18 protein-coding genes are annotated in these 25,682 nt (G+C 39.4%); 5 read left to right on the top strand and 13 right to left on the bottom strand.

Annotated elements, in window-relative coordinates; genetic code table 11:
- Positions 1 to 23 precede the first annotated feature (23 nt).
- Both DXB58_RS16005 and DXB58_RS16000 read left to right on the top strand, forming a co-directional pair.
- Positions 24 to 1,670: an Mfa1 family fimbria major subunit gene (locus tag DXB58_RS16005; RefSeq protein WP_122137506.1), complete on the top strand. Its 1,647-nt coding sequence runs from the start codon at positions 24 to 26 to the stop codon at positions 1,668 to 1,670.
- A 132-nt stretch (positions 1,671 to 1,802) separates the two neighbouring features.
- Entirely contained in the window at positions 1,803 to 2,759 is a 957-nt protein-coding gene (locus tag DXB58_RS16000; protein WP_122137505.1) for a FimB/Mfa2 family fimbrial subunit, read from the top strand.
- Positions 2,760 to 2,855: 96 nt separating this feature from the next.
- On the opposite strand, the gene DXB58_RS15995 is transcribed toward DXB58_RS16000, so the two are convergent.
- On the bottom strand, positions 2,856 to 3,815 hold the full coding sequence (locus tag DXB58_RS15995; RefSeq protein WP_117933193.1) for a hypothetical protein: 960 nt from the start codon (positions 3,813 to 3,815) through the stop codon (positions 2,856 to 2,858).
- 237 nt (positions 3,816 to 4,052) lie between these two features.
- Positions 4,053 to 5,012, bottom strand: a complete 960-nt coding sequence (locus DXB58_RS15990; protein WP_008999491.1) for a hypothetical protein — start codon at positions 5,010 to 5,012, stop codon at positions 4,053 to 4,055.
- A gap of 200 nt (positions 5,013 to 5,212) precedes the next feature.
- Between DXB58_RS15990 and DXB58_RS15985 the strand changes: the two genes are divergently transcribed.
- Both DXB58_RS15985 and DXB58_RS15980 read left to right on the top strand, forming a co-directional pair.
- Positions 5,213 to 6,142, top strand: coding sequence for a UDP-glucuronic acid decarboxylase family protein (locus tag DXB58_RS15985; RefSeq protein WP_008999492.1), 930 nt, complete (start codon positions 5,213 to 5,215; stop codon positions 6,140 to 6,142).
- Positions 6,143 to 6,161: 19 nt separating this feature from the next.
- Positions 6,162 to 7,295 carry a hybrid sensor histidine kinase/response regulator gene (locus DXB58_RS15980; protein ID WP_008647350.1) on the top strand — a complete coding sequence of 378 codons (1,134 nt, stop codon included), beginning with the start codon at positions 6,162 to 6,164 and terminating at the stop codon, positions 7,293 to 7,295.
- A gap of 95 nt (positions 7,296 to 7,390) precedes the next feature.
- Here the strand turns inward: DXB58_RS15980 and DXB58_RS15975 are convergent, their stop codons facing one another.
- Genes DXB58_RS15975 through DXB58_RS15950 form a run of 6 tightly spaced genes read right to left on the bottom strand, consistent with a single transcriptional unit; the run spans position 7,391 to position 16,337 of the window.
- Entirely contained in the window at positions 7,391 to 10,270 is a 2,880-nt protein-coding gene (locus DXB58_RS15975) for a PD-(D/E)XK nuclease family protein (protein WP_122137504.1), read from the bottom strand.
- A 30-nt stretch (positions 10,271 to 10,300) separates the two neighbouring features.
- The gene (locus DXB58_RS15970; protein WP_122137503.1) at positions 10,301 to 11,320 is read right to left on the bottom strand and encodes an energy transducer TonB; all 1,020 of its coding nucleotides are present in this window, start codon (positions 11,318 to 11,320) and stop codon (positions 10,301 to 10,303) included.
- The gene (locus DXB58_RS15965) at positions 11,313 to 11,930 is read right to left on the bottom strand and encodes a radical SAM protein (protein WP_122137502.1); all 618 of its coding nucleotides are present in this window, start codon (positions 11,928 to 11,930) and stop codon (positions 11,313 to 11,315) included. Before DXB58_RS15965 ends, DXB58_RS15970 begins: the two co-directional genes overlap by 8 nt.
- Positions 11,927 to 15,097 carry an exodeoxyribonuclease V subunit beta gene (locus tag DXB58_RS15960; protein ID WP_122137501.1) on the bottom strand — a complete coding sequence of 1,057 codons (3,171 nt, stop codon included), beginning with the start codon at positions 15,095 to 15,097 and terminating at the stop codon, positions 11,927 to 11,929. The genes DXB58_RS15965 and DXB58_RS15960 overlap by 4 nt, the downstream gene beginning before the upstream one ends.
- 8 nt (positions 15,098 to 15,105) lie before the next feature.
- Positions 15,106 to 15,732, bottom strand: a complete 627-nt coding sequence (locus tag DXB58_RS15955; RefSeq protein WP_004308167.1) for a YhcH/YjgK/YiaL family protein — start codon at positions 15,730 to 15,732, stop codon at positions 15,106 to 15,108.
- Positions 15,729 to 16,337, bottom strand: coding sequence for an RNA polymerase sigma-70 factor (locus DXB58_RS15950; RefSeq protein ID WP_004300457.1), 609 nt, complete (start codon positions 16,335 to 16,337; stop codon positions 15,729 to 15,731). The genes DXB58_RS15955 and DXB58_RS15950 overlap by 4 nt, the downstream gene beginning before the upstream one ends.
- A gap of 160 nt (positions 16,338 to 16,497) precedes the next feature.
- Here DXB58_RS15950 and DXB58_RS15945 point away from each other — a divergent pair, with 160 nt between their 5' ends.
- Entirely contained in the window at positions 16,498 to 17,490 is a 993-nt protein-coding gene (locus tag DXB58_RS15945; protein WP_122137500.1) for a FecR family protein, read from the top strand.
- A 334-nt stretch (positions 17,491 to 17,824) separates the two neighbouring features.
- Here the strand turns inward: DXB58_RS15945 and DXB58_RS15940 are convergent, their stop codons facing one another.
- Genes DXB58_RS15940 through DXB58_RS15920 form a run of 5 tightly spaced genes read right to left on the bottom strand, consistent with a single transcriptional unit; the run spans position 17,825 to position 25,546 of the window.
- Entirely contained in the window at positions 17,825 to 18,775 is a 951-nt protein-coding gene (locus DXB58_RS15940; protein ID WP_122137499.1) for a DUF4999 domain-containing protein, read from the bottom strand.
- Between the two features lie 23 nt (positions 18,776 to 18,798).
- Positions 18,799 to 19,998: a DUF1735 and LamG domain-containing protein gene (locus DXB58_RS15935; RefSeq protein WP_122137498.1), complete on the bottom strand. Its 1,200-nt coding sequence runs from the start codon at positions 19,996 to 19,998 to the stop codon at positions 18,799 to 18,801.
- A gap of 8 nt (positions 19,999 to 20,006) precedes the next feature.
- A complete protein-coding gene (locus tag DXB58_RS15930) occupies positions 20,007 to 21,146 on the bottom strand; it encodes a glycoside hydrolase family 18 (RefSeq protein WP_122137497.1) in 1,140 nt (379 codons plus the stop codon).
- A 27-nt stretch (positions 21,147 to 21,173) separates the two neighbouring features.
- Positions 21,174 to 22,724, bottom strand: a complete 1,551-nt coding sequence (locus tag DXB58_RS15925) for a SusD/RagB family nutrient-binding outer membrane lipoprotein (RefSeq protein WP_122137496.1) — start codon at positions 22,722 to 22,724, stop codon at positions 21,174 to 21,176.
- 17 nt (positions 22,725 to 22,741) lie between these two features.
- Complete coding sequence (locus DXB58_RS15920; RefSeq protein WP_122137495.1) at positions 22,742 to 25,546, bottom strand: SusC/RagA family TonB-linked outer membrane protein; 2,805 nt, start codon at positions 25,544 to 25,546, stop codon at positions 22,742 to 22,744.
- Positions 25,547 to 25,682: the final 136 nt, after the last annotated feature.

Below are 25,682 nucleotides of genomic sequence, written 5' to 3'. Positions count from 1 at the left end.
CTTTTATTAAATTGTAAAAAACAATGAAGAAAAAAAACTTTTTTATGCTGGCACTTGCTGCTATTGCATTTGCAGCATGTAGTAATGAGGACATCGTTCCTGGTGGGGAGAACGGGACTGATGTAACGAACTCTGATGGAGATGCATGGGTGGCTTTAACTGTACAATCAACTAAAACACGTGCACTGAACACCCCCAATCAAGAAAATGGTACACCTGATGAAAGTACGATTACTAAGGTTTACGCAGTTTTCTTTGATGGGCATACTGATGCAAGTGTTGTAACGAAAATTGTAGATTTTGGAACAGAGGATATTAATAACCTGCCGAACAGAACAAATGCTTTTAAAGTACCTTCTACTTCTGTAGCTGTGTTGGTTATTGCTAATCCACAGAATTTGGGTCGGACTATTCAAGAAGGTGACACTTATGAAAATGTAAATAAGGTAATAACGCTTACGGCAGAAGCTGGAGTGACTACTGGGGTAGCAAAATCAGGTGGGTTTGTGATGACAAATGCCAAAGGTGACCTGGAACCTTCAAAGGCTAATGGAGATCCGGAAGCATTGACTTTGTACAATACACCAACAGCGGCAACAAGCTCTCCTCTGACTATTAGAATAGATCGTATATCAGCTAAAGTGCGGGTATATGTGAAACCTGATGGTGGTGAAAAACTTAGTGAAACTGCAACTATAGACTCGGATGAGACAGAGTGGTATTTGAATATAACAAACAAGAAATTCTATCCTGCATCAAAAAGAATGAAAACAGCCATGAATACGTGGACTCCTTATGATCAGTATAGTCTTGGTTCATACAGAGTAGATCCGAATTTTGGAGTAATCAATGATATTGGCGCATGGGATGATGATGATCAAACGGTGTATGCTGGAAACTATTTTTATGTGTCATCTGCTACTAAAAAAGAAGATATAGATTGGAATGAAGTAAATACGTCTGTTAAATATTGTCTTGAAAATACCCAGAATCAAACTGATGTTGTAAACTTCAATATGCATGCTTATACAACTCAAGTATTGTTGAAAGTCGGTTATGCTCCTGCTACCATTACCAATGAAGATGGTTCAAAAGTGACTTTAGCTAATGGAACAGATTGGTTTAATATGAATGGTATATTCTATACTCAAGCTTCGGTATTGACTTATATCGAAAAGGAATTGACTAATAAATATACACATGATAAGCCGTCTGAATATGCTACGGATATAACAGATGCTTATAATGAATATATAAAGGCACTTCTTAATACCCAAGTTGCTATTCCTGCTGATAAGGATGATGCTAAGACTGCAGCACAAATGGCAGAGGAACTTACACAAGAGTTTAGTGATCTTGCTACTCAAATCTCAACAGCAAGTAAAGGAGGTAAGAATCTGAAAGGTGTTGAGTACTATTCAGAAGGTATTTGTTACTATAAAATCATGATTAAGCATGATGATAGTCCTACCATCATGAATAAGTTAGGTGAATTTGGTGTAGTTCGTAACTCTGTTTATGATATTACTGTAAATAAAATCAATAATCCGGGTTATCCAATCATCCCCGATCCGGATCCTAATACACCGGATGAAGAAGAAGACCGTTACTTGTCTATCAAGATTGAGGTTAATCCATGGACTTGGTACAGTCAAGTTGAACCACTATAATTTGGAATTCATTGTTTTAATATAATTAGAGGTAAGGAGGGGACGCTCTCTTTACCTCCAAAACAAACAATAGAAAATAGAAAACAAACAATAGAAAACTTTATAGTTTGATAGAATTAGAAGAATAGAAATATGAACCTAAAAAGCCTTGTACGTCATGTCACCTTCGGGATTCTCATCATTAGCTCCTGGATAATGACTTCTTGTGATAACTTTAATGAAGACCTGCCGGAATGCCGTTTGTTTGTAAAGTTCAAATATGACTATAATATGGAATTTGCAGACGCTTTCCATACACAGGTTGATAAAGTAGAGCTTTATGTGTTTAATAAAGACGGAAAGTTTTTATTTAAACAGGCAGAAGAAGGAAGCTCATTATCGACGGGAAATTATCTGATGGAGGTAGCATTGCCTATAGGAGAGTATCGGTTTATGGCATGGGCAGGTGCACGTGATTCATACGATATTACTTCGTTAACTCCCGGTGTCTCTACGATTACTGATTTACGATTGCAGTTGAAACGTGAAGAGTCTTTTATCATCAATAAAGAGTTGGAAACGCTTTGGTATGGTGAGATTATCGATGTAAACTTTACAGGGAAAACTCATCAGACAGAGACGATTAACCTGATAAGGGATACAAAACGGGTACGTTTTATATTCCAGGGTTATACTAATGATTGGGAACTCAACGTGGATGATTATGATTATGAGATTCGGGAATCCAATGGGTATCTAGGGCATGATAACTCTTTGTTGGAGGATGATATGCTTAGTTTCCAACCTTATCGCAGAGATCAAGTGAATTCTTCTGCTGCTTCAGTAGACCTTAATACGATGCGGTTGATGAAGGATCGAAAAACCCGGTTAGTGGTGACGGAGAAATCTTCTGCAAAAAAGGTATTCGATATCAATCTGATTGATTATCTTGCTATGACTAATATGGAGGATAAGAAAATCGGAATGCAGGAATATTTTGATCGCCAAAGTAACTACCATATCGTTTTCTTCATCTCTGATTCATGGCTTGCCATGAGAATCGTGATTAACGGATGGACTGTTTATTCGCAGACAGAAGGAGAACTGTAATATCAACAAATAGGGAGAAATCCCAGAAAAAATACATTAGTATAATAAGGGACAAAAAAAGAACCGGCTAAGTTGATTAACTTAGCCGGTTCTTTTTTACAAGGTATCAATTATACTTTTTTGATTTTGTAGGAATATGATACGCTGTGCTTCTCCGCTTTCCGAGATCAGAGTGGAGTGACGTTTCAAAGATAGAATCCAGTCACGTTGCATCTGACAGATATGCGGGCTTTGTGAATCCATAGAATTGATTGAATATATCCGCAATAGACTAATCTGGTAGTTCAGCTTTTCGATGTAGCTGTAAGTCGCTTCAAAGTTTATATTGGATAAATAGAAATACACTTTCCGTCCTTCGCTAAATTCTCCTTTACTTGATAACGTTTCTATATACGTCAGTAGTTGATATAGCTCTTCTTTTAGGTTCTCTACATCATTCAGTGTAATCATGTGCAAACTGGCAAAGTACTTAATCTCATTGACGAAAGAATAGAAAATACTGGTGTCCCAGATAAAAAAGGTTTTGGGACATTGCTTCACACTTTCACTCAACTTCTTATGCGCCTGCACGATTTTCTTCTCTACGCGCATATCCTCCAAAGAGTGTGGAGTCTTGATTTGTCCATGCTGATAAATCCATCGGCTAAGACGAAACTTAGACAGATTCTCGAAAGAAGAATAAAGCGTAAAAGGTAAAAGATTGGAAGCCGTATATATTTCCGTGCTATTATCTTCTTTTACAAAATCAAATATCTGTAGATAACGATTAAGTATTTCGTAATAGCTATCTATCGCATTAGAAGAATGATGCAGGTTGAGGTCGAAAGTCACCTTGTTAGAATGGTGATCGCCGACTACCTGATCGATAGAAATTCCCAATTTGTGAGATATGATGGCTACTTCTTCTATCGAAAAAGATACCTCACCCCGAAGTCTGCGGTATACAGCTTCTTTGCCCATACATAGGATATCCGCCAAATTACTGGCAAGATTTTGCCCTTTGGGAACCCTCTCTTTCATAACTGTTATTAATTCATTTAGAATACCATTTTTCATTGTCTGTTCCTCGCATTTAATATTAATAATCACTGTGATACATTTTATGCAAAATTAAAGCTTGTAAGTGAAAGATTAGTGTGGAAAAACGGCTATGAGTTGTGTGCTCATTTTCTGATTGGAAAGAAAAAAAAAGAGTGGGGGCATATAATGAAAAAAAGTAGATAATGTGGTTATCTACTTTCATTTATTGTAATTCTATAATTTACTTGCTTCTGTTTTACGAAAAAATGGAAATTAAAGAGTATCAATGATTTCCCGTTGTTGCTTAAAAAAATGAATACGTTGCATTTCACCACTTTCGGATATCAGAGTGGAGAATTTCTTTAATGACTGAATCCATTCTTTTAAACTATGGAATATCTCATGATCCAGGGTAGTCAAAGAATTGATGGAATAAACACGTATCAGGCTAAGCTGTAGCGAATTGGTTTCCACATAACTGTATGTCGCCTCAAAATTGATGTGAGACACATAGATACGGACCGTATTGCCATCTTTGGTTTTTCCTCGTGTAGCAAGTTCTTCCAGTTCGTCTGTAAGCAGAAACAATTCCTCTTTAATCTGCATTTTTGCTTCATCCGAAATGAGATGAACGTCAGAGAAGTATTGGATGTCATTGATGAGATGCTGGAAAATCATACTATCCCAGATATAATCTATAGAATGAATATGACGGGTCATATCCACATAATCTTTCTGGATATTGAGCAATTTCGCAGGAATCTCCAATTCATCGAAATTGTTACACTGAATATATTTGTTTTGGTACATCCATTTGAAAAAACGGAATTTAGCCAAAAGATCATGTTTCAGATAGAGAGTCTGGGGAATAATATTAGAAGAAGTCCCCATGGTAGACTCCGGATCATCCTGCATTGTATTAATCAATGATACATATTTATATAAGGTATTATAGTAACTTTCAAACGGATCATCATAATCTACGATATTTATGTCGAACATTGCATTCGATTTGAAGCTGGTTCCTATAATCTTATCCAGCGATATGCCAAGTTTCCTTGAAACAAGAGCTGCTTCCTGTAGCGTGAAAGGTACCTCACCACGCAATCTTCTATATACGGCTTCTTTACCTATGTATAGTGTGTCCATTAACATATCTGCCAGTTTACCTTTTGCCGGAAGCTTTTCTTTCATCGCCTCTATCAGGTTTGTATTAGGGTCATTTATCGTCATAATAGTCTAAATAAAATGTACTTTTGTATTATAAACATTTCACTGTGGCAAGTTGTTTCGGAATTTGAAACTATTTAAATCTTCTTTTTTTTAAAATATCCTCTCCGAAAATTGTTTATTTTAAGCAAATCGGTTACATTTGTGTCCATAAACAAAACGAAGGGACAGCGTCTCTTTAGTAAACAATAGAAAAACTTAGAATGAAAAGAATATTGGTAAGTGGCGGAGCCGGTTTTATAGGTTCTCATCTCTGTACTCGGCTTATAAACGAAGGTCACGACGTGATATGCCTGGATAATTTTTTTACGGGTTCGAAAGATAATATCATTCATTTGATGGATAATCATCATTTTGAGGTGGTGAGGCATGATGTCACTTATCCTTATTCGGCAGAAGTAGATGAAATATATAATTTGGCATGTCCCGCATCTCCTATCCATTATCAACATGACCCGATTCAAACAGCTAAAACATCTGTGATGGGGGCTATAAATATGTTGGGATTAGCAATGAGGCTGGATGCCAAGATTTTGCAAGCTTCTACGAGCGAGGTATATGGAGACCCGATCGTTCATCCGCAACCGGAAAGCTACTGGGGAAATGTGAATCCGGTAGGTTACCGGTCTTGTTATGATGAGGGGAAGCGTTGCGCAGAAACGTTATTTATGGATTATCACCGTCAGAACAGTGTGCGTGTGAAGATTATCCGTATTTTTAATACGTATGGTCCGCGAATGTTGCCGAACGACGGCCGGGTTGTTTCTAATTTTATTCTTCAAGCGTTGAATAATGAGGATATAACTATATATGGTGATGGAAAACAAACACGTAGTTTCCAATATATTGATGATTTGATTGAGGGAATGATAAGAATGATGAATACGGAGGACGGATTTACAGGACCTGTGAATTTGGGGAATCCGAATGAGTTCCCAGTGTTGGAACTGGCGGAAAGGATTATTAGTCTGACCGGCTCATCTTCGAAAATTGTATTTAAGTCTTTGCCGGATGATGATCCGAAACAGCGACAACCGGATATTACATTGGCTAAAGAGAAACTGGGTTGGCAGCCTACCGTTGAACTGGAAGAAGGGCTGAAGCGTATGATTGAATATTTTAAAAATGTCTGAAGCATAAAAAAAGAAAATTATGAATATGGAAATTAATCCTTCCGAATATAAAGTCCTTATTGTGGACGATGTAATATCAAACGTCCTTTTATTAAAGGTACTTTTGACCAACGAGAAATTCAAGATTGTGACTGCCGGTAATGGAACACAGGCGTTGGAACAAGTGAAGAAGGAAAATCCGGATCTAGTATTGTTGGATGTGATGATGCCGGATATCAGTGGATTTGAGGTGGCTCAACAAATGAAAGCGGATCCCGAAATGGCTGAAATTCCCATTATCTTCCTGACTGCTCTTAACAGTACGGCAGATATCGTCAAAGGATTTCAGGTGGGTGGTAACGATTTTATCTCAAAGCCATTCAACAAAGAAGAACTGATTATTCGTGTGACACACCAGATTTCGTTAGTTGCAGCGAAAAGAATCATTGTTGCACAAACGGAAGAGTTGCGTAAGACGATTATGGGACGTGACAAGCTCTACTCTGTGATTGCACATGACTTGCGTTCGCCTATGGGATCCATCAAGATGGTATTGAATATGCTGATTCTGAATCTGCCAAGCGAAACGATTGGTGAGGAGATGTATGAATTGCTAACGATGGCCAATCAGACAACTGAAGATGTATTCTCATTGCTTGATAATCTGCTGAAATGGACGAAGAGCCAGATTGGTAAACTAAAAGTGGTTTATCAGGATATTGATATGGTAGAAGTGGTAGAGGGTGTAAGTGAAATCTTTACGATGGTGGCCAGTCTGAAGAATATTAAGATTGTACAGGATGTACCTGTGGAAAATATGGCTGTCCGTGCTGATATTGATATGATTAAGACGGTGATCCGTAATTTAATCAGTAATGCGATTAAGTTTAGCAATGAAGGTTCGGAGGTAGTGGTGTCACTGGCAGAAGAAGACGGTATGGCAATCGTAAGTGTGAAAGACAGCGGTTGTGGTATCGATGATGAAAATCAGAAGAAGTTGCTGCATACCGATACTCATTTCAGTACCTTTGGTACAAACAATGAGGAAGGTTCGGGACTCGGATTGTTATTGTGTCAGGACTTTGTTGTTAAGAATGGCGGTAAACTTTGGTTTACTTCAAAGAAGGGAGACGGGTCTACATTTAGTTTCTCAATCCCATTGTTGGAGAAATAAGATAACTATAGATAATACGACTAGAAATAATAAGGGCACGGTTTGCATGAATATGTAAATCGTGCCCTTATTTAATGGTATATTCTATTTTCGGCCTATCGTTTGCAGATAGCCTTAAAATCGCAATACGAACATTTTTTAGTATCTTCTGTCTGCGTAAAAGGCTCTTTTTCGCTGAATATTTCTTCTAATAATGCTTGTAGGCGTTCACGGAATTCATCTTCAAAGAAAGCGAAGTTGTTTACCGGTATTTTCGGTTTACGGGGTTCTCCCATTTCGATAACAGGCGAATAGCTTTCCGATGCTGCCCGGTGGATGTAGAGCAGGGCAGGAGCTACCATTAACGATTGTTGTCGGCTCATGATAGCGGCATATAGAAAAGTCTGGAAGATGTAGTTTGGGCGTGTTTCCGATGGGGTAAACAGTTGCTCGATATTAGCAGGTATTTTAGGACTTCCTCCTGTCTTGTAGTCAACAATCCGCAGGGTACTTTCTTTAGCATCCATACGGTCGATTGTGCCACCCAGACGGAGAGTGAACGGTCCTTGTCCTGTTTGTATAGTTATCTCTTCTGAAACTTTCTTTTCCATAGCGACCATTTCGAAAGGAGCATATTGAAGGTCGTTGCGCAGCAATTGTTTCAGATAGGAAACAATTACTTTGGAGTTGATAAGTTGTATGCCGTTATATTCCGGTTTTTCTTCGGGAGAAACCTTGAATAATTCTTCTTTGAAGGCTTGGTCAACGTAGCTTTGTAGCTTCACGTCATTGCGTAATAAGCGTTCAAGATCTTCTTTCTGTATTGTTTTTCCGGCTGCAGTCAGGTCAGTGTATGCCAATTGGGCGGAGAGGTGGAAAATGGTTCCGAATAGAGCGGAATCAATTTCAGCACTAACTTCGTCCGGTGTTTTCAAGCCCGCTACATAGCGGTAGTAGAATCTCAACCGGCAATCCAGATAAGCATTAAGGGCGGAAGGAGAGAGAATCACTGAATTTGGATTAGTGCTATCGTAAGCACGATAGAGTCGTCTTAGTACTTCAGGTGTTTTTTCTACTCGTATCTCTTGGGTACTTTGCGGAGATTGTCCGGCTTCCAGATACTCGCGAGTGATATCATGCGGACCTTCTACAAGTAATTGCAGCATGAAACGGGATTCTTCTCCACGGTTGAGACCGTCCGAAGAAGTATTGTAGAGTAGCGTGATATTCTCTGCCCGTTGTATCAGTCGATAAAAGTAGTAGGCATACACTGCATTTTTGTGTTCGATAGTGGTCATGCCGAATGCTTTCCGGAGATTATAGGGAATAAAAGAGGAATCTCCTCCGGATTTTGGAAGTTGTCCTTCGTTGAGAGACAATATAATGAGATTCCGGAAGTCCAGGTTACGTGTTTCCAATACTCCCATAACTTGCATTCCGATAGCAGGTTCTCCGTGGAAAGGAATGTTGGAAGATGTCAGTACTTTGGTAATCAGTCGTTTCAGAGTATCGGTGCGTATATTTAATTCTCCGCTTTCAATCAAACTGTAGAGACGGTTGATTTTGGTATGGCTTTGAAAGAGCGATTCTCTATATAGTTGATTGAAAATATCGTTGTATTCTCCTTCTTTCCGATAAATGGTTGAAATGTATTTGATTAATTCGATCAGATAATCGCATAGTTCTTTTATGCCATTACGGGGAGTGAAGAGGGTAGTTAGGAAATCATCCTGTTTAAGTTCCGACGGGAGTGGATAAAAACGATTTGTTTGGGTCAGTTCACGTTCCAGGGGACCGGCATGGGATGAGATTTGCTGGGTATAGGGATGTTTCAATATGGCGGATACTGCCTCATAAGTGAATCGGCCGGTGTCGGAGCGGTAACCATTGGTTTGCAGTTCCATTGCGGCATTGATAAAGCTATAAACAGGAGTTTGTGCCAATGGGAATCCCATGGTGATATTGACATTTTTCACTTCCTGCGGAATGGAGTGAAGTACGGGGAGTAGCAGAGCTTCATTGCAAAGCACTACAGCATTTTCTTTTTCCTTTTCTATGGCAATTTGCGAATGATCGTTTGTTATCGCCTTAATCCATTCGGGAAGGAAACGTGCTTGGGCATTCTCGGTAGAAGCGGAGATATAACGTATTTTCTTCGGTTCTTTAAAGGTGTTGAAAAAGCTTTCCGGGAGTTCGTTCGGAAATTCCTCGAGATTACGTTTCAGGAATTCTCCGGCCTCATGTTTTTTGATTTGTTGGGTATAGAAAATATCATAGTCCCAATAGAAGAGTGCCTTGCCCGCATCTTTCAGTTTTCTGAAAAAAACATTTTCTACCTTGTTCAATACATTGAACCCGACAAATATGTATTTGTCGTATTTGAGTTGGTCGGTATCGAGTTGTTCGATCACGTTCCGGTAGAGCATGCCTTCGTAAGCAATGTCTAAGTCTGTCAGGTTTGCACGGTAACGATGGTAGATAGTACCTAGCTTGTCCCAAAGGGAAATAAATTTTTCTTTTAGTTCAGTCCGTTTTTCAATGGAGAAATTCTGAAAAAACTGTTGTATGGCTTCTTCCTGCTCTTTGTCGAGGAATTCATAGTCGTCCATCAGGTTTTTCAAATCTTGTAGATTACTGAATAATTTGTCGGCATCGACCATATTTTTATCTACATCATCAAAATCACTAATCAACAACTCTCCCCAGAAGTAGAAATCGTCCAATGTTTCCTGACTCTGCGTTTCCTCTTTGAACACTTTATAAAGTTCGCAGACCAATCGAATAGGATCGCCGCTTTTCTGTACGGATAGTTTCTGAAACAGGTCGCTGATACTCATGGCAGCTGGTGACCAGATCGGTTGATCGGATTCTCCTGCTAAATATTCATTGAAGAACAAGTTAGCACGTTTATTAGGAAAAACGAGTGCCGTACGTGACAGGTCGTTTCCTATCTTGGTATATAAATCATGAGCGACTAGTTGGAGAAATGATTGCATATTGATTAAACTATTTTCTGATTTTTGTATTTATTGTAATCGGAACATAACAGGAACGGTGAAATAAACAGCAACTTTAGTACCATCTTCCAGTTCTCCCGGTTTCCATTTAGGCATTTGATTAATGACGCGTAAAGCTTCTTTATCCAGATAAGGATCTACGCCACGTAAAACTTTTGGCTTGACTACATTTCCTTCTTTATCAACGATGAACTGAATAATAGTACGCCCCTGTACACCATTACCTTCTGTTCCTGTATTAGGGTATTGAATCTTTTTTGCAAGAAATTCCATGAGAGCTTGCTGGCCTTCAGGAAAATCGGGCATAACAGGTACTTTCTCGTAAACGTCAGGATAGTTTATACGAGTATAAGTGATTCTCAATTCCGGGCCATACATCGCACTGAATGAGAGAATCAGATTGTATGTCACTTGTACTGTCTCATTTGCCAACATGCCGGGTGTCCAACGAGGAATGAGAGACATGACTCTTAATATTTCAGCTTCAACTTTGGGATGTATCTTGCGAGTAATCTTTGGGTTGATAACTTGTCCGTCATGATCTATAGTGAATTGTACATCAGTGTATGTATTATTAGCAATACTATCTATTTCTGAATAACGAAGATTTTCTTTCAGAAATTCTATAAATTTTTCTGTTCCTCCGGGAAATTCCGGTAGCTTCTCCGGACCATAAAAGGGAGCTTCCCCTTTCATGTCTTTTTCTTGTATCAGGCTGTCAGCAGTAATGGTCCAATTCATTTTAGGGCATTGTAGTGTTTCTGCGTTCAATGAAATAGGAGGTATTATTGTTAGTATGCCAGTTGATAGTCCAAACAGAGTGATGGCCTTACCTACACGGCGTTTTCGCTCAAGCTGTTGCTCCAGATATCGAACTTCAGCTTCGCATTTTGGGCAAGTGCCCAGACAATCTCCCTGATACTGACATTCAGAAGTAATGAATTCAATATCATTCGCTTCGGCTATCTGCCGACGAATCTCTTTTAAGATTTTACAGGTTTGTTTTCCTCGTGCCATGGCATTAATCATTAGGGGTTTTATAGGTGAATCGGTCGAATTGGGTGATTCCCATTTCTTTCAAAAGCTCTATGCTGTAGTCTACATCTTTCTCCGTATTATAAGAAGGAATGAGCGGTGTTCGAATGATAATTTTCCCGGTTTTGCCTTCTTCGATTAAATACCGGAGATTGCATAAAACCCTTTCATTTCCTTTTCCGGTATATCGCTGATAAATGCCATTATTCATGTCTTTGATGTCGACGATATAATTATCTACAATAGAAATCAACTCTTCTACATTCTGTAGTGGAACATTGAGAGACGTTTCGACAGTGATTCTCCATTCCGGTCCGCAAAGTTGGCGAAACAGCCGGATGAATTCGTTATGCAATAATGGTTCTCCACCTCCAAATGTGACTCCTCCGCAACTCGCCAGAAAGTAAAGTTCGTCTTTACGTACTTCCTCGTAGAGTTGGTTACAATCGTATCTCTCCCAAACGCCATCAGGCTGTAGAGAGGTTGGATTGAGACAATATCTGCAACGCAGCGGACAGCCATGGAAAGCAACTAATGTTGTAACTCCTTCACCGTCAATCGTTAGTCGATGGCGGGCAATGCCGATGAGAGGAACAGCTTTCATACTTTTTCTATTTTTTCTTCATCCACATACCACAAATAGCCGGTGATATTTTTATATCCCATCTTAGTAAGAAGTTGCATATATCCTTTCACTTGTTTGTTATATGTAGGATTTTCCTTACCAAACTTGAAATCGACTACAACAACCTGATCGTCTTTCATCATTACACGGTCCGGACGACGGGTTTGCAAAACTCCTTTTTCTTTATAGATAATAGCACATTCATTAAACAGTGTCCATTTTCCGGAATACCAATCTTGAATTTCAGGGGAAGAAAAAGCTTTCTTTGCAACTTCACGAGCTACCTTCTCTTTCTCATCATTTCTGATAACTCCTTCAAAAATAAGCCGTTCGATGGCCGGATCGATATCTTCTGCCGTTTCGATGACAGAAAATAAAGTATGTAACATGCGTCCGCGGTTGATAAAGCGGTCGTCCGAATCTTCTTCTTCAATGCCCTGAATGAAGTCAGCAGAGCGGTTGGACTGACGAAATTCAATATCATGCCGCATGGATTCCATCCGGATAGGGAGTTTTTCTGGTTTCTGGGTTAGCTTGTTTGTGGATGTCTTTATTCTTTCTTCTTCGGAAGGGCACAGTTGTCCTTGCTCGTAACAGTCTTCTTCCCAGTCAATCCCCTCTTCTTGGGCTACTATCGGGAGGGTGTTTGCCAATAGTTCGGACATGGTGCCTTTTTGGCTTTTTCTACTCCAGATAATAAGGTTTTTCCCTGCGCGGGTAAAAGCAACGTATAGTAGATTGAGATTATCTACCCAAAGTTGAAGACGTTCTTGCAGGTAGTCGTTACCATAAATCGATTCTGCCATTTGAGTGGAATAGTTAATAGGAAGAATATCCAATGCATTGAACGGTGCTGTTTGCGGGGCACACCATACGAGCTGATTATTGGTTTCATTCTCCAGCTTCCAGTCGCAGAAAGGAAGGAGCACGGTATGGAATTCCAATCCTTTGGATTTGTGTATGGAGAAAATCCGGATACCTTCTACTTCTCCACTTGGAATTGTTTTACTGCATAATGTTTCGTCCCAATACCGGATGAATCCGTCCAGCTCGGAAGAATTGCTTTGCAGATAATCGGTCACGGCATCAAAGAAAGCGAATAAATAGGCATCCTGATCTTTGATAAGATTCATCTCGAATATACTGAAAAGTTCTTCTAAAAGCTCATAGAGAGGCATTAGTCTTAGTTCCTTTATCCTTTCAAAAAACGCTGCGGGAAGATAATTCTCGGCAGGGAGGAGTAGGAGAGTATTCCAATCCAGTCCTTTCTGTAAGACCTCGTTTTGATAGGCTACGGCCAGTTGGGCACGAGCTATTTTATTGTTTTCATCGGAAAGGAATCGCAGTGCATTCAGCATCATACAAATGGCAAGAGAGGCGTCCAAGCGGAAGGCTTCGTCTGATACCACTTTATAGTGTAGCTCCTTATCGAAGTAATCGGCGATTCGGGGAATACTTTTATTTTTCCGTACTAGGATGGCTATATCATTAAGTCGTACTCCGGAGGTGAGGAGATGTTTTACTTCTTCTCCCAGACTAATTAATGTCTGCTCGGTATAATCATGTTCTTCGTCGGGTTCGAGAAAAGATACTTTTACATATCCTTTTTCTGTACTTCGTGGAGATTCCTGCACAACGTCGGCATAGGCTTTCTGCAGATCCTCACAATCCTTGCCTAGCTGTTGCTTATATACTCCGTTCAGATAGTTGGTGGCAGCTGTGAAGATTTGGTTATTAAACTGGATAACATTGGTTTCACTTCTCCGGTTGGTAGCTAATGTCTTGACGCGGATCGGGAAATGTTCGATGTGGTCATTCAGGCTGTTGAGAATTCCCCAATCTCCATTTCGCCAACGATAAATGGATTGTTTAACGTCTCCTACAATCAAACTGTCTGCTCCTTGAGACAATCCTTCCAGTAAGAGCAATTTGAAATTTCCCCATTGCATCCGGCTGGTATCCTGAAACTCATCTATCATGACGTTATGGATATTCGTTCCTATCTTTTCGAATACAAAAGAGGAGTCACCGTCTTTCACCAGCTGATGGAGCAGGGCATTCGTATCTGATAGTAGAAAACGATTGTTGTCGTGATTCAACTGACGTACTTCTTCATCGATATTGGCGAGAAGTTGTACTTTGTTGAGATGTTGCAGGGATAATCGGCAACTATTCAGTAACAAATTATTCTTGGAACGTAACTTTTCAGCATCTTCCAGAATTTGCATGAGACTGGAGTTGGCTACATTAATGATGTCCGCGTAGCGGGGAGAAGTCTTGGTTGCCCAGTTCTTTGCGTCTTCCAGACATTTTTCTACTGTGGCATTACGGATATCATTGCCTAAAATACCATTATTAAGTTTACGAAAATAACTTCCGATTCCGCGTGAACCGTTTTTCAGATCATCAGCAGTCAGTGCGTGTCCATCCAGTTCTCCTTCGAATTGGTCGTAGAATCCTTTCATTTGCTCCAGTATTTCCGTTTCCAGAGCTTTCAGTTGCTTACGATACTCTTTGATGGTATCCGGGTTTCGTAACCGTTGCCGGAGCCCTTCTCCCTTTTCAATATAACCTTCATCGAAAATATTGCGTCCGAAACTTTTTACTTCATCCGATACGTTCCAACGTTTATCATCGGCAATCCGCTCGTTGATATAATCTAGCAACCATGCGAGGACGGGAGAAGTGGGTCCTAGTTTCTCAATCATGCTATCTACAGCGTCACTAAGAACTTCGGTGTTATTTAACTCGATATTCAGATTCGGGCTAAGTTCCAGTTCCCGTGCGAGATTGCGCATGACAGATTGAAAAAATGAGTCGATAGTCTCTACCCTGAACCGGCTGTAATCATGCAGCATATAGCTAAGGGCGACGCCTGCCGCTTCCCGTATCTCATGTTCGGTTTTTCCTGTCTCTTCTTTAATTCGGTTGAGGTAGGCTTCGGAATCTTTATCGCCTATCTGTATGCCGTAAAGCTGACTAAGAATGCGTTCTTTCATTTCTGCTGTTGCCTTATTGGTAAAGGTGACAGCGAGAATTTGCCGGTAGGCGCGGGGATTGAGAATTAACAGTTTGATATATTCCACTGCCAGGGTAAATGTCTTACCCGAACCTGCGGAGGCTTTATAGACTAAAAGTTCACTCATGTTTCTGTTTATGGGATATACTCGATTTTAGCAACAATGACCCGTATGTCCTCCGGTTCTTTCCCTGCCTTTACCAATGCCTGATGAAAGTTTTTGGGGAAGAACATGAAGAATGTATCCGGAGTGGAATCTACATATTTTATTTTCTTGGCTTTGTAGAAAGTAACATCCGGTTTGTATTCAGTGATAGGCTCTGCATATTCTGCTGAAGTAATTCCGAAACGTTCGGTGCCTTTCACTACATATTGCAGATCAATACCATGGCGATGTGCTTCGATTTTACGTTTACTGACATCTTGTGTTGTTGCATCCTGTACATTGATGTAACAATGTTCGCCATCCACTTCATATCGTCCGGCAGGCATATTCGCAAGGTCGTGGGTAGCTAGCCATTGGAAAGTCTTGTCCCACACTTTCTGGTTCTTATGATATTGTGACGCAAATTCCTGATAATCGGTTGTTTTATGAGGCATTGCCTTCAGTCCGTTTGCCCATTCTTGTTTTTGTGTCCATTGACGGGCCTGCTTAAGAGTCCAGTTATCAGCGGATTCTTGTGAACACACGTTTTCAGTGAAGAAGAAAAGAAAAAGTCCGATAAACAGGCTTGAACTACTAAATACGAATTTTGATTTCATGATTGTTCGAAAAAATTAGGTCCGAAAATAAGTATGAATAAAGGTAGATAGTCTTTTAAAGCTACTCGTAATAACTTTAAAGCTTGTCCGATCCTGTAATTAATCGTTTGTGGAGATACATTCAGCTTCTCGGCAATTTCTTTATGCGTCAGATGTTGATTGCGGTTCATCTCGTAAGCTTCGAGATATTCTTTCGGAAGTTTTTTTAGTGCTTCTTCATATAAACGGAAAAGCTCATCACTCAAATAGAAGTCCGGGTTATTGAACTCACTATCATATTTATCAACGATTTCCTGATGAACTTTTCGTTTGATCTCAAAATGGGAAAGACGGTTGAGAGCTTTGTTCTTGACAATCGTAAAAAGAAGTGTTTTGAGTGTCAGCTCTTCCATAAGAGTGCAACGATTTTCCCACAGCCACATCATCGTTTCTTGTACAATCTCCTCTATTTCTTCCTGCTCACCTACATACTGGGAACAAAAAGCACATAGCCTACGGAAATAATGTCTGTAGACGACGTCAAAAACTTTTTCTTCTCCTGCTTTTAGGGCAGTGATAACGGACTTATTATTATTAATATCCAAATATATCGGAGATTGTGACATTCTCTTTTAATTTATGTAAGACAAAAATAATGAAAGAAGTAGATAAATGAAATAAAAATGCGAGAAAAAATATTTTTTTCTTTTTCTCTTTAGTATATTTGTACTCACAACTGTATTACTACAAAGGTATTATAGTTTTTTTGTAAAAAGATAAAAGAGCATGGATGAAACTATCTTGGTGAATTACCTGCAAGGTGAATGTAATGATGAAGAAGCTGCTCGGGTGGAAGCTTGGTGCGAGGAAAGACCGGAAAACCGGAAAACTTTGGAGCAACTTTATTACACTCTCTTTGTAGGTGAGCGTATAGCGGTGATGAATACTGTAGATACAGAGGCGTCATTGGATCAATTTAAATCAGCTATCAGAGAAAAGGAGAAAAAAGCTAAGCGGAAAAGTATATCGATCCGTTGGGGACGTTATGCAACTGTGGCGGCTGCTTTTCTTACCGGACTCGTTTTTGCCGGTGGAATTGCCTGGGGATTACTTTCTAATAAACTTTCGGATTATGAGGTGATAACTGCTGCCGGACAGAGAGCGCAGACTGTGTTACCGGATGGTAGTAAGGTATGGCTGAATGCATCTTCAAAAATAGTTTATCATAATTCTTTCTGGAGTTCGGATCGTCAAATTGATTTGTCGGGTGAAGCCTATTTTGAAGTGTCTCATGATAAACATGCCCCATTTATAGTAAATAGTAAGCAAATCAAGACTTGTGTGCTTGGTACGAAATTTAATGTGCGTGCACGCGAAGAAGAGAATAGGGTAGTGACTACCTTGCTTCAGGGACTGGTACGGATAGATTCTCCGCGAACGGAAGAGAATGGCTATTTGCTGAAACCGGGACAGACATTGAATGTGAATACGGATACTTATCAAGCAGAGTTAATTGAATATAACCAGCCTACAGATGTGCTTCTCTGGATTAAAGGCAAGTTGGAATTTAAGCAACAATCTTTATTGGAAATCACCAATATTATGGAGAAGTTGTACGATATCAAATTTATTTATAAGGATGAAGCATTGAAGTCAGAACGGTTTACCGGTGAATTCTCTACTGATAGCACTGCTGATGAGATACTGAATGTATTAATGCATACCAATCATTTCTCTTATAAGAAAGACGGACGGATTGTCCGGGTGATGAAGAAATAAGAGATAGGTTAGTGTTTCTAAAAGGCTGTCTAATTAGATCTTGACAGATTAAGGTTTGTTCGTTATATAAAGATGTGAAGTGCTCCCAAAAGTTAGATACATAACTTATCTGGGGGCATTTCGCATATATGTAGTGGCAAACTGATTGGAATGGGATTTTATTAGATAGTCTTTAAAACGAAAAATCACCCTCACTACATGACTGAACTGCACTCCTTAAGTTTTGTGTTCAACTTTTGGGGTGCAGTTCATTGTAATGAGGGTGATTTTATGAACTTAAGGCCTGTTTGATAGCCTCTATTCTATATTTTTATAGTTATCTATTCATAAATACTTACTCACTTTTGGGTTCGTAAACATTAAATTCTGTAACATCTGTACGACCGTTTGTAGAGATAGTAATAATCTGATATTTCAGATATCGTGTAGTAATAGGAGAAATGAACGTAATATTCTGTGTAGCACCGGTGATTGCTAATGAACTCAATGATTTCCATGTCGTACCATTTTCAGACTGTAATATTTCCACTTCTCTAGGAGCATATGCATTTGCCCAATGATTCGTTTTGATACCTGTTAATAGCTTAGTTTCTCCTAAATCAACGGTAAACCAGAATCCTTTATTATTTAGAGCAACGTCAGTTCCAGTCTTGCCATCGATTAAATTATTAGGTGCGCCTTCTACTCCTTCTTCTACATTAATAATCCAACCTGCACGATTACTGATAAGTTGGCTATTGTTAGGAGTACCACTTTTTAGATTGCAGTAGGCAGCTTTATTAATAATGACAGGTAATGTACTTAAACTACTGCTAATAACAGTGTTCTTATCATTGGTTGTTACATTACTGATTGATACACTGAAAGAGAAACTTGTTTTTTCCATGATACCGGCGAATATCGTCGGATCAACCGTCGCAGTGATTTCTTCAGAAGTCATCTGTCCTTCTTTGAGAGTAACCTGTGAGGAACTTAAAACGATCTGGCTTGCATCAAGCCCTTCTGTTTCACTTTTTGCACTTAATGCGATAACCATATCTGTAGAGACTGCTTTCTGTGTTTTTACAGTAAAAGCCATCTTAATTTCATCTCCTCCGATTCCATTCGCATCATGAGTCAGATTGAACTTTTTTACATTCCCTGATAAATAGTCATTTCTCTGTAGAGACACATACGTAGCATTCCACTCGTTAAACACTTCTTCATCATCACTACAGGACGAAATGAACGGGACAAACAAGCCGAGTAGAGTTGCTATTGATAGTGATTGAAATATATTTTTCATATGTACATACGATTAAATTATTACTATTTCCATTCGGTAGATTTATCTGTAGATAAAATACCGTCAATCCAGGTAGGAGTAGCAGAAGTAGTCAAAGTATGACCTTTGCCGGTTGCATCTTCGAATACATTGCCTTGTCCTTCATTAAATCGCCAATAGGCTTCCAAACCCACAGATTTTGGGCTCACTTGAGTCATGTTATTCTGAATTTGAGAAGCGGAACGAACTACAGACCAGATACGTGCTTCGCTCATCAAAATTTTACAGTTTCCCCATCTACTATAAGAATCATCACCTAAGCAGAACCAATTTACATCAGAGAAAGTTGTTGCTCCTGTTGGTATATTCAACACACCCGAATCAACTCCGTTTATGTAAAGTCGATAGTTGGAACCATCACAGACCAATGCTAAATGTTGCCATTCGTTTGGCTTGAAAGAATTACTTGGATTCAAATAAAGCCGGTTACGTCCTACAATTTGTACTAATGAATGTGCCTTATAATTTTCATTATCACTTTGAGGATCCTCAAAACGTAAAAGGATAAAGTTTGCATCATCTCCTCCGTTCTTAAATACTGCACGGTCACGGTCAGCTGTGTTGGCTACTTGGAAACGAACCTCTATCGTATATTGTGAATACGTTTCGGGAGATTCTGTGAATTTATTAGCTTTTAGACTAGGAGCACCAACAAACATTGGGGCTGAAAATTCGATAATACTTTCTGCCAAAATAACAAAGGTTCCGGTATTTTCCATCGGTGAAATATTTCCATCTTGCAACACTAGTTTTACAGGCAGTGCATATGATTCTCCCGATTTCATCATTTCCTGGCTAAAAGCTTTCAAGGCGATAGAAAGGGCATCGGCTGCATATTGTCCTGCTTTTACAGTAATTGTTTCTGGCAATGTATAATAATCTTTGGGCAACATTATATATCCGGTTCCATTTATATGGTTATAAGTGTCCAGTACTGATTGATCTGTAACCAATTTATAATGATTATCTGTAGAAGAAAGATTACTAAGATGCACATTTAGGGTAGTAAAACTTTCTCCAGTGGCCTGTACGGTCACTTTTTGACTTGTACTGGAAAGAGCTTCTTCAATATAAGCATGTGTATCTAAAGTATCGTATTTGGCATCTCCACAACTTACTATACTTCCTAAGCCTGTTATGACTGCGGAGAAGCATAAAATTTTTATACAATTCATACGTTTCATAGTTTACATTAATTTTTAAGTAATGAATGTGATGACGGATTCATAATTTGAATAGCACGGCGTATATTTTTATATTCTGGTGAAGTTCCATACTCTGCTTCCATATGATAGGTTCCTGCACCACCTTTACGGAATCCGTTACTTGGTTGCCAGCGTGCCATTCCTTCGAGAGATTTCATTTTGTTACCATAACGATCAGTGTAATCATATCCACCGTCCATAGCAGCATCGGTAGCCTCGAAATTCTCGGTCATGATGGTCATCTTCGTGATTTGTTCTTCAGACATGACACTGCTATACGTCTGAACAAGTCCTGCACCTGCTACGCCGCCTGTGATAAGACGTTTATCGAGTTTAGAATCACTGCCAGGACTACTATTATTGTAGGCCTGAATGATAAAATAGTCAAAATATAACCCGACTTCAGGTCTACCTGTTATGCTCTGTGGTTCGCCATCGATAACTAATAATTTACCTGTTCCTGATTTCGGACCGAAATATTTGCCTAGTTCATCAACAAATGCAAACATTCTATCGTCTTCGTCTACGATATTACCGGGATTACCGAAATTGGGTTCGTAGTCGATATCAAAGCCGTCATAACTATATTTGTTGACTGTATCGGCAATGGCACTTGCATATTTGCGAATAGATGCTTCTATTGCTTCCTTGTTTGATTCATCGGAAGGCCATCCCCAAAAATCATTCACAGCTTCCTTTTCGGATGAAAATCCCATTTCTTCCCAGTTGTCACGAATATTCTGCGGGGTAATCTGATCTCCTACACTTCTGATAATGAAACACATGGTAAAACGAGTACCTTTAACTTGTTGGCAAAATTGGAGATCTTTTTTTTGAGCTTCTGTAATGTTCGACCAATTTCCCCAAATAGAAACAATATCAACACTATCAGGAATACCGGCTAAAGAGCTTTTCATATAGGCACCTTCACCGCTCCAGCCACCAAACCAGCCAAAGGCAACTTGGTGATCTGTCTGTTTATAGGCACGCAAAGCCGCATAATATTCATCCGATACGATCGATTCGGGAAAAGTTTTTGCTTCCGACTCCGTCCAGTCACTGCAACCGATCAATGAGGTCGTTGCCAGTGATATGAGTACAATGTATAATAAATAAATTTTCTTCATAAAAGTCCTTTTTATGCATTATATAAATTAGTTCTTCTTAGCCCACTTTAAGTCAGTAGCTTCATTATCAGCACCGCCAAGTTCTGCTACTCCCTGCTCATAATTGGCTTTATTGTTTTGTGCCTCTGTATAAGGAAAGCTTAAACGACGCATGCCGCGTTGGCTGCTCACGCCACAATCTGATAGATTGTCGATGCAAGGATAAAGTTCCGGATAACCTGTACGGCGATATTCAGCCCATGCTTCCAATCCTAATGGATAATTGGCGATCCATTTTTGAGTAATGACACGTTGGAAATTCTTTCCATTTACGTTATCAGCCTCGCTGTCATCCCACACCACACTCACTGTATTGGTAATTGTAGCAGTAGCATTTTGTACAGCATCACTTTCATGTGATACGACAGGAGCTTCGTCAATCTTCAAATATTCAGTGGCTGAAACCTGATATTGTTCCATTGACAAATTAATGCCATCTTCATAATAGGCTTTTGCTGTTTTAGAACCGACATTCCAACCACGCAATTTTCCTTCTGCACGTAAAAACGCTGTCTCTGCAGCACAGAAAACCATTAATTTAGAAGTTGCCGTATATGCAGGAATAGAGAATCCTGCTGCATCTGCTTTTTTAAAATTGGCATCTCCGGTACGCATACCTACATACTTATCTGTTTTCCCGGTAAGGGTAGACTTATTAAAGAACTTCGGCATACGTGGATCATCATATGCATTCATATAATCTACTATATTTGCATTCACACGCAGGTCACCCCAACTTACAGCTGCCAATTGATATGGATTACTCTGTGTGCCACAAGAAAGCATAGCATTATCCGAGTTACTTTCAATCAATCCTGCTTTATGTGTTACCGCTGCTTCAGCTGCTTCTTGAGCAATGCCAGGCCATGTTCCGCTGATTCGCATTGCAACACGTAAACGCATTGAATTGGCTAGCTTAGCCCAACCTGAATAATTGCCATCGAAAACCGGATCATTGGCTCCCAATGGTGCATTACCATTTGTTTCTACATAATAGTTGTACAAAACATCAGCTGCATTGGCTAAATCACTTAATATATTAGTATAGACCTGTTCCTGGGTATCATAAGATACATAGAAATTGCCTTTCTTTACTTGGCTGTAAGGCATCGGTCCATAACAATCTGCAATGCGAAGCATTGTTATGGCACGTATCATACAGGAGAAAGCATAATAATGTCCGGTAGAATTAGTTGCTTCCTGTATCTGGAAAAAGTTCCCATATATTTTTTCAAACGGAGTGTTCCAAGGGGTAGCATTCCAGGCATCACTCTGATTGAATGTGCTGAAGTTTGTACCACTCCATGTGTTGGAACAGCATAAATAGCCACCTAATTGTCCCACCATTTGATCCTGCATTTGAGAGTCATTCTGCTGAATATTCACAATTGTTTCAATCATAGACTTCATCAAAGTAGCAGGGTCTGCATCATGAATTTGATATTGATTCGTATTATACTCCTCAAATTTATCGGTACAACTTCCTGCCAGTAACAACAGAACGGCACCGACTGTGATATTTCTTAAATATTTTCTCATAACATTAGCTTTTTCTTTTAGAATTGAACTTTCACATTAAAACCGAAGTTACGCAAGCTAGGTTGCATAAAGTAGTCTACATTCATATAATAGTTACTGGAGGTAGAGGCAGACAATTCCGGGTCGAATGGAGCTTTACAGTAAATCATCCATAAATTACGTCCTACAACACCCAAAGTAACATTAGCCACATTTTTAAACCATCTTTTAGGAAGTGTATAGTTTAGGCTCAATTCCTGCAAACGTACATTGGTTGCACTGTATAGATAATAACGACCATAGCCACCTTCACCCGTACCAATAGCCTGGTAATACTTTTGGGCGTTAACTTTACCGTTATTAATAGGTATGCCACCATTATCACGAGCTGTTGCAGATGTTTCGGATACTCCATAATAATCTAAAATACCTTGAGTAGCCGAATAAGCTAATCCGCCTACACGGGCTGATAATACAACTCCTAAATCAATTCCTTTATAAGTGAAATGATTGGTCCATCCGAGGTTGAAATCAGCATCCAGATTACCTACTTTTACCGGAGTGTTTGATGAAGTGATACCCAGATTACCATTCTGATCGACTTTTATATTACCGTTATTGTCTTTTGTCAGCTGGTTGTATACATAGATATCAGTCATGGAGCCTCCTTCTGTCAGGATGACGCGAGGAGCTACATTCTCTTTACCTAACCAACCTACATTCATTTCATCCATTTGGATAGCTTCTCCTGTCACAGGATTTACGCTGCCGCTTGCCAGTCGTTTCACCTTGTTACGGTTTAAAGTGAAAGTAGCATTAGAAGACCATCCGAATCCTGCCCATTTATCACTGAATCCTAAAGCTAATTCAATACCCTGATTTTGCACGTTACCGGCCTGTACAATCGCTTGTTTATATCCGGAAGAAGAGGGGATATCCACTTTAAATGTCTGGTTCAATGTGTTAGAACGATAGTAAGTAGCGTCTAAATTGAAACGATTTCCCCAGAATTTCAAGTTCAAACCGATTTCCCAGGATTTAGTCTTTTCAGGTTTCATATTGTCCATCGGATATACGGTCGGATTCGCCCAGTTATGTGTCTGGCTGTTGTATTCGTAACCCGGATTAGTAAGGAAACGATCGAAAGAAGAGGCTACCACTGTATACGAACCGCGTATTTTAGCATAAGAAATCACCTCTGGTAGTTTTACCATTTCTGATAATAAAGCCGATAAACCGACTGATGGATAAAAGAAAGATTTCTGTTTGGAGAATGCGAGTTTTGAATCCCAATCATTACGTCCGGTTACAGTTAGATACAGTTGATTTTTCCAACTTAATTCAGCACTGGCAAAAATACTTTGAATTTCATCTTCATATCCAGTAGGATCCGGTTTATAGTTGGCGGAGAAATTAATATTGTTGATCTGGAAGAAGTTGGGAATAACCAGGTCACCTGCAATATATAACTGATCCATTGAAGTATGATATATGGAAGCACCAACATTGGCTGTCAAATGAAAATCACCAAATGTTTTATCTATATTAGCCAGGAAATCGGCATATAAAGAACGTTCCTGACGCATGGCATCTTCAAAACCACCACTTACACCACAGAATGTTGTTAATGTAGAAGCAGATTTCTCATTTTTATTCCGGTAGTCGGAGTTGTCCAGATTGACACGACCGACAACGTTGAGCCAATCTGTAGCCTGCCATTTCAAAGAAGCGTTCATCATATAACGTTTCTTGTTGGAAGTACGGTTGATGCGATTTTGTATCCAATATGGATTTTGTAATGACAAACTTGCATCACCATAAGGCCAATATTGTTCCATATAGCCGTAGTTAGTATTATAACGTTCATACAAACGAATTTCGTCAAAGTTGTCTCCACGAGGGAATAGATACAGTGATGGGAGAGGGTTATAATACTGTCCTTGAGAAACCATGTTTTTGTTGTTCTGAACGATATATTGTGCACCGATATCCAGAGTAAGTTTATCATTCAGGAAATGGGTGGTATTACGTGCCGTAAAATTATAACGGTTATAGGAGTTATTCGGAAGAATTCCGCCGGAGTTAGTTGTAGAAGCAGAAAGATAAGTCTGGTTTTTGGTATTTCCTGTAGATAATGCTACCGAATTGATAACATTGGATCCTGTTTCAAAGAAGTCAGATGGGTTATATCGACGGTTTGTCAATTCTCCCCAGCTGAATAATCCGGAACTTGTACCATAACGGTTCTGCATATCCGGCATAATATATGCTTTAGAGAAAGTAGTACTGTTGGATACTGTTATGGTAGTTTTCTCTGTTTGGCCTTTTTTAGTGGTAATTAAAACAACACCGTTTGCCGCAGCAGAACCATATAATGCTGCTGCAGAAGGACCGGTCATCATACTAATACTAGCAATATCATCCGGATTTAAGTCAGCAACAGCATCTGATCCTCCCATCTCTCCAAATAATCCTTCGCCACCGCTTTTTCCTGTATTAAAAATAGGTACACCATCAATTACATACAAGGCATTGTTATCTTTAGTCAGAGATTTCATACCACGCATAACAACACGAGTGGCACCACCAGCACCGGTTGCACCACTATTAATCTGAACACCGGCAACCTTTCCTGATAGTGAATTCATAAAATTGGCGTCCTTAACAGCTGTCAATTCGTCACCTTTTACCTCTTGTACATTATAACTTAATGCCTTAGTTGCACGCTTGATACCCAATGCAGTAACAACGACTTCGTCCAATACTTGCGTATCTTCTCCTAAGGTTACTTTTAAGGGTTGTGCGTTGGCGAGTGTGATTGTTTGGGAGAAAATCAGTTTCATATACTTTCCCTAAATTCTATTCTTGTTTGATAAATAGATTAGATGTTCTATTTTTAAGATGTCAGACTAAATACAATTAAGTAAATTCAATGAATGAGAGAAAAGGTTAGTAAGATTGCGCATGAATATGCAGTAA

The sequence above is a fragment of the Bacteroides sp. OM05-10AA genome (genome assembly GCF_003439055.1).
GTDB classification, from domain to species: Bacteria; Bacteroidota; Bacteroidia; order Bacteroidales; family Bacteroidaceae; genus Bacteroides; species Bacteroides intestinigallinarum.
The sequence above is the reverse complement of the archived record's forward strand: the minus strand, read 5'-3'. Positions and strand labels throughout refer to the sequence as shown.

Excerpts from the sequence above, each read along its gene's own strand:
- DXB58_RS15950 (WP_004300457.1), bottom strand. The coding sequence starts at position 16,337 with ATGTCACAATCTCCGATATATTTGGATATTAATAATAATAAGTCCGTT.
- DXB58_RS15940 (WP_122137499.1), bottom strand. The coding sequence starts at position 18,775 with ATGAAAAATATATTTCAATCACTATCAATAGCAACTCTACTCGGCTTG.
- DXB58_RS15975 (WP_122137504.1), bottom strand. The coding sequence starts at position 10,270 with ATGCAATCATTTCTCCAACTAGTCGCTCATGATTTATATACCAAGATA.
- DXB58_RS15925 (WP_122137496.1), bottom strand. The coding sequence starts at position 22,724 with ATGAGAAAATATTTAAGAAATATCACAGTCGGTGCCGTTCTGTTGTTA.
- DXB58_RS15945 (WP_122137500.1), top strand. The coding sequence starts at position 16,498 with ATGGATGAAACTATCTTGGTGAATTACCTGCAAGGTGAATGTAATGAT.
- DXB58_RS15985 (WP_008999492.1), top strand. The coding sequence starts at position 5,213 with ATGAAAAGAATATTGGTAAGTGGCGGAGCCGGTTTTATAGGTTCTCAT.
- DXB58_RS15955 (WP_004308167.1), bottom strand. The coding sequence starts at position 15,732 with ATGAAATCAAAATTCGTATTTAGTAGTTCAAGCCTGTTTATCGGACTT.
- DXB58_RS15990 (WP_008999491.1), bottom strand. The coding sequence starts at position 5,012 with ATGACGATAAATGACCCTAATACAAACCTGATAGAGGCGATGAAAGAA.
- DXB58_RS16005 (WP_122137506.1), top strand. The coding sequence starts at position 24 with ATGAAGAAAAAAAACTTTTTTATGCTGGCACTTGCTGCTATTGCATTT.
- DXB58_RS15935 (WP_122137498.1), bottom strand. The coding sequence starts at position 19,998 with ATGAAACGTATGAATTGTATAAAAATTTTATGCTTCTCCGCAGTCATA.
- DXB58_RS15920 (WP_122137495.1), bottom strand. The coding sequence starts at position 25,546 with ATGAAACTGATTTTCTCCCAAACAATCACACTCGCCAACGCACAACCC.
- DXB58_RS15980 (WP_008647350.1), top strand. The coding sequence starts at position 6,162 with ATGAATATGGAAATTAATCCTTCCGAATATAAAGTCCTTATTGTGGAC.
- DXB58_RS15965 (WP_122137502.1), bottom strand. The coding sequence starts at position 11,930 with ATGAAAGCTGTTCCTCTCATCGGCATTGCCCGCCATCGACTAACGATT.
- DXB58_RS15960 (WP_122137501.1), bottom strand. The coding sequence starts at position 15,097 with ATGAGTGAACTTTTAGTCTATAAAGCCTCCGCAGGTTCGGGTAAGACA.
- DXB58_RS15995 (WP_117933193.1), bottom strand. The coding sequence starts at position 3,815 with ATGAAAAATGGTATTCTAAATGAATTAATAACAGTTATGAAAGAGAGG.
- DXB58_RS15930 (WP_122137497.1), bottom strand. The coding sequence starts at position 21,146 with ATGAAGAAAATTTATTTATTATACATTGTACTCATATCACTGGCAACG.
- DXB58_RS15970 (WP_122137503.1), bottom strand. The coding sequence starts at position 11,320 with ATGATTAATGCCATGGCACGAGGAAAACAAACCTGTAAAATCTTAAAA.
- DXB58_RS16000 (WP_122137505.1), top strand. The coding sequence starts at position 1,803 with ATGAACCTAAAAAGCCTTGTACGTCATGTCACCTTCGGGATTCTCATC.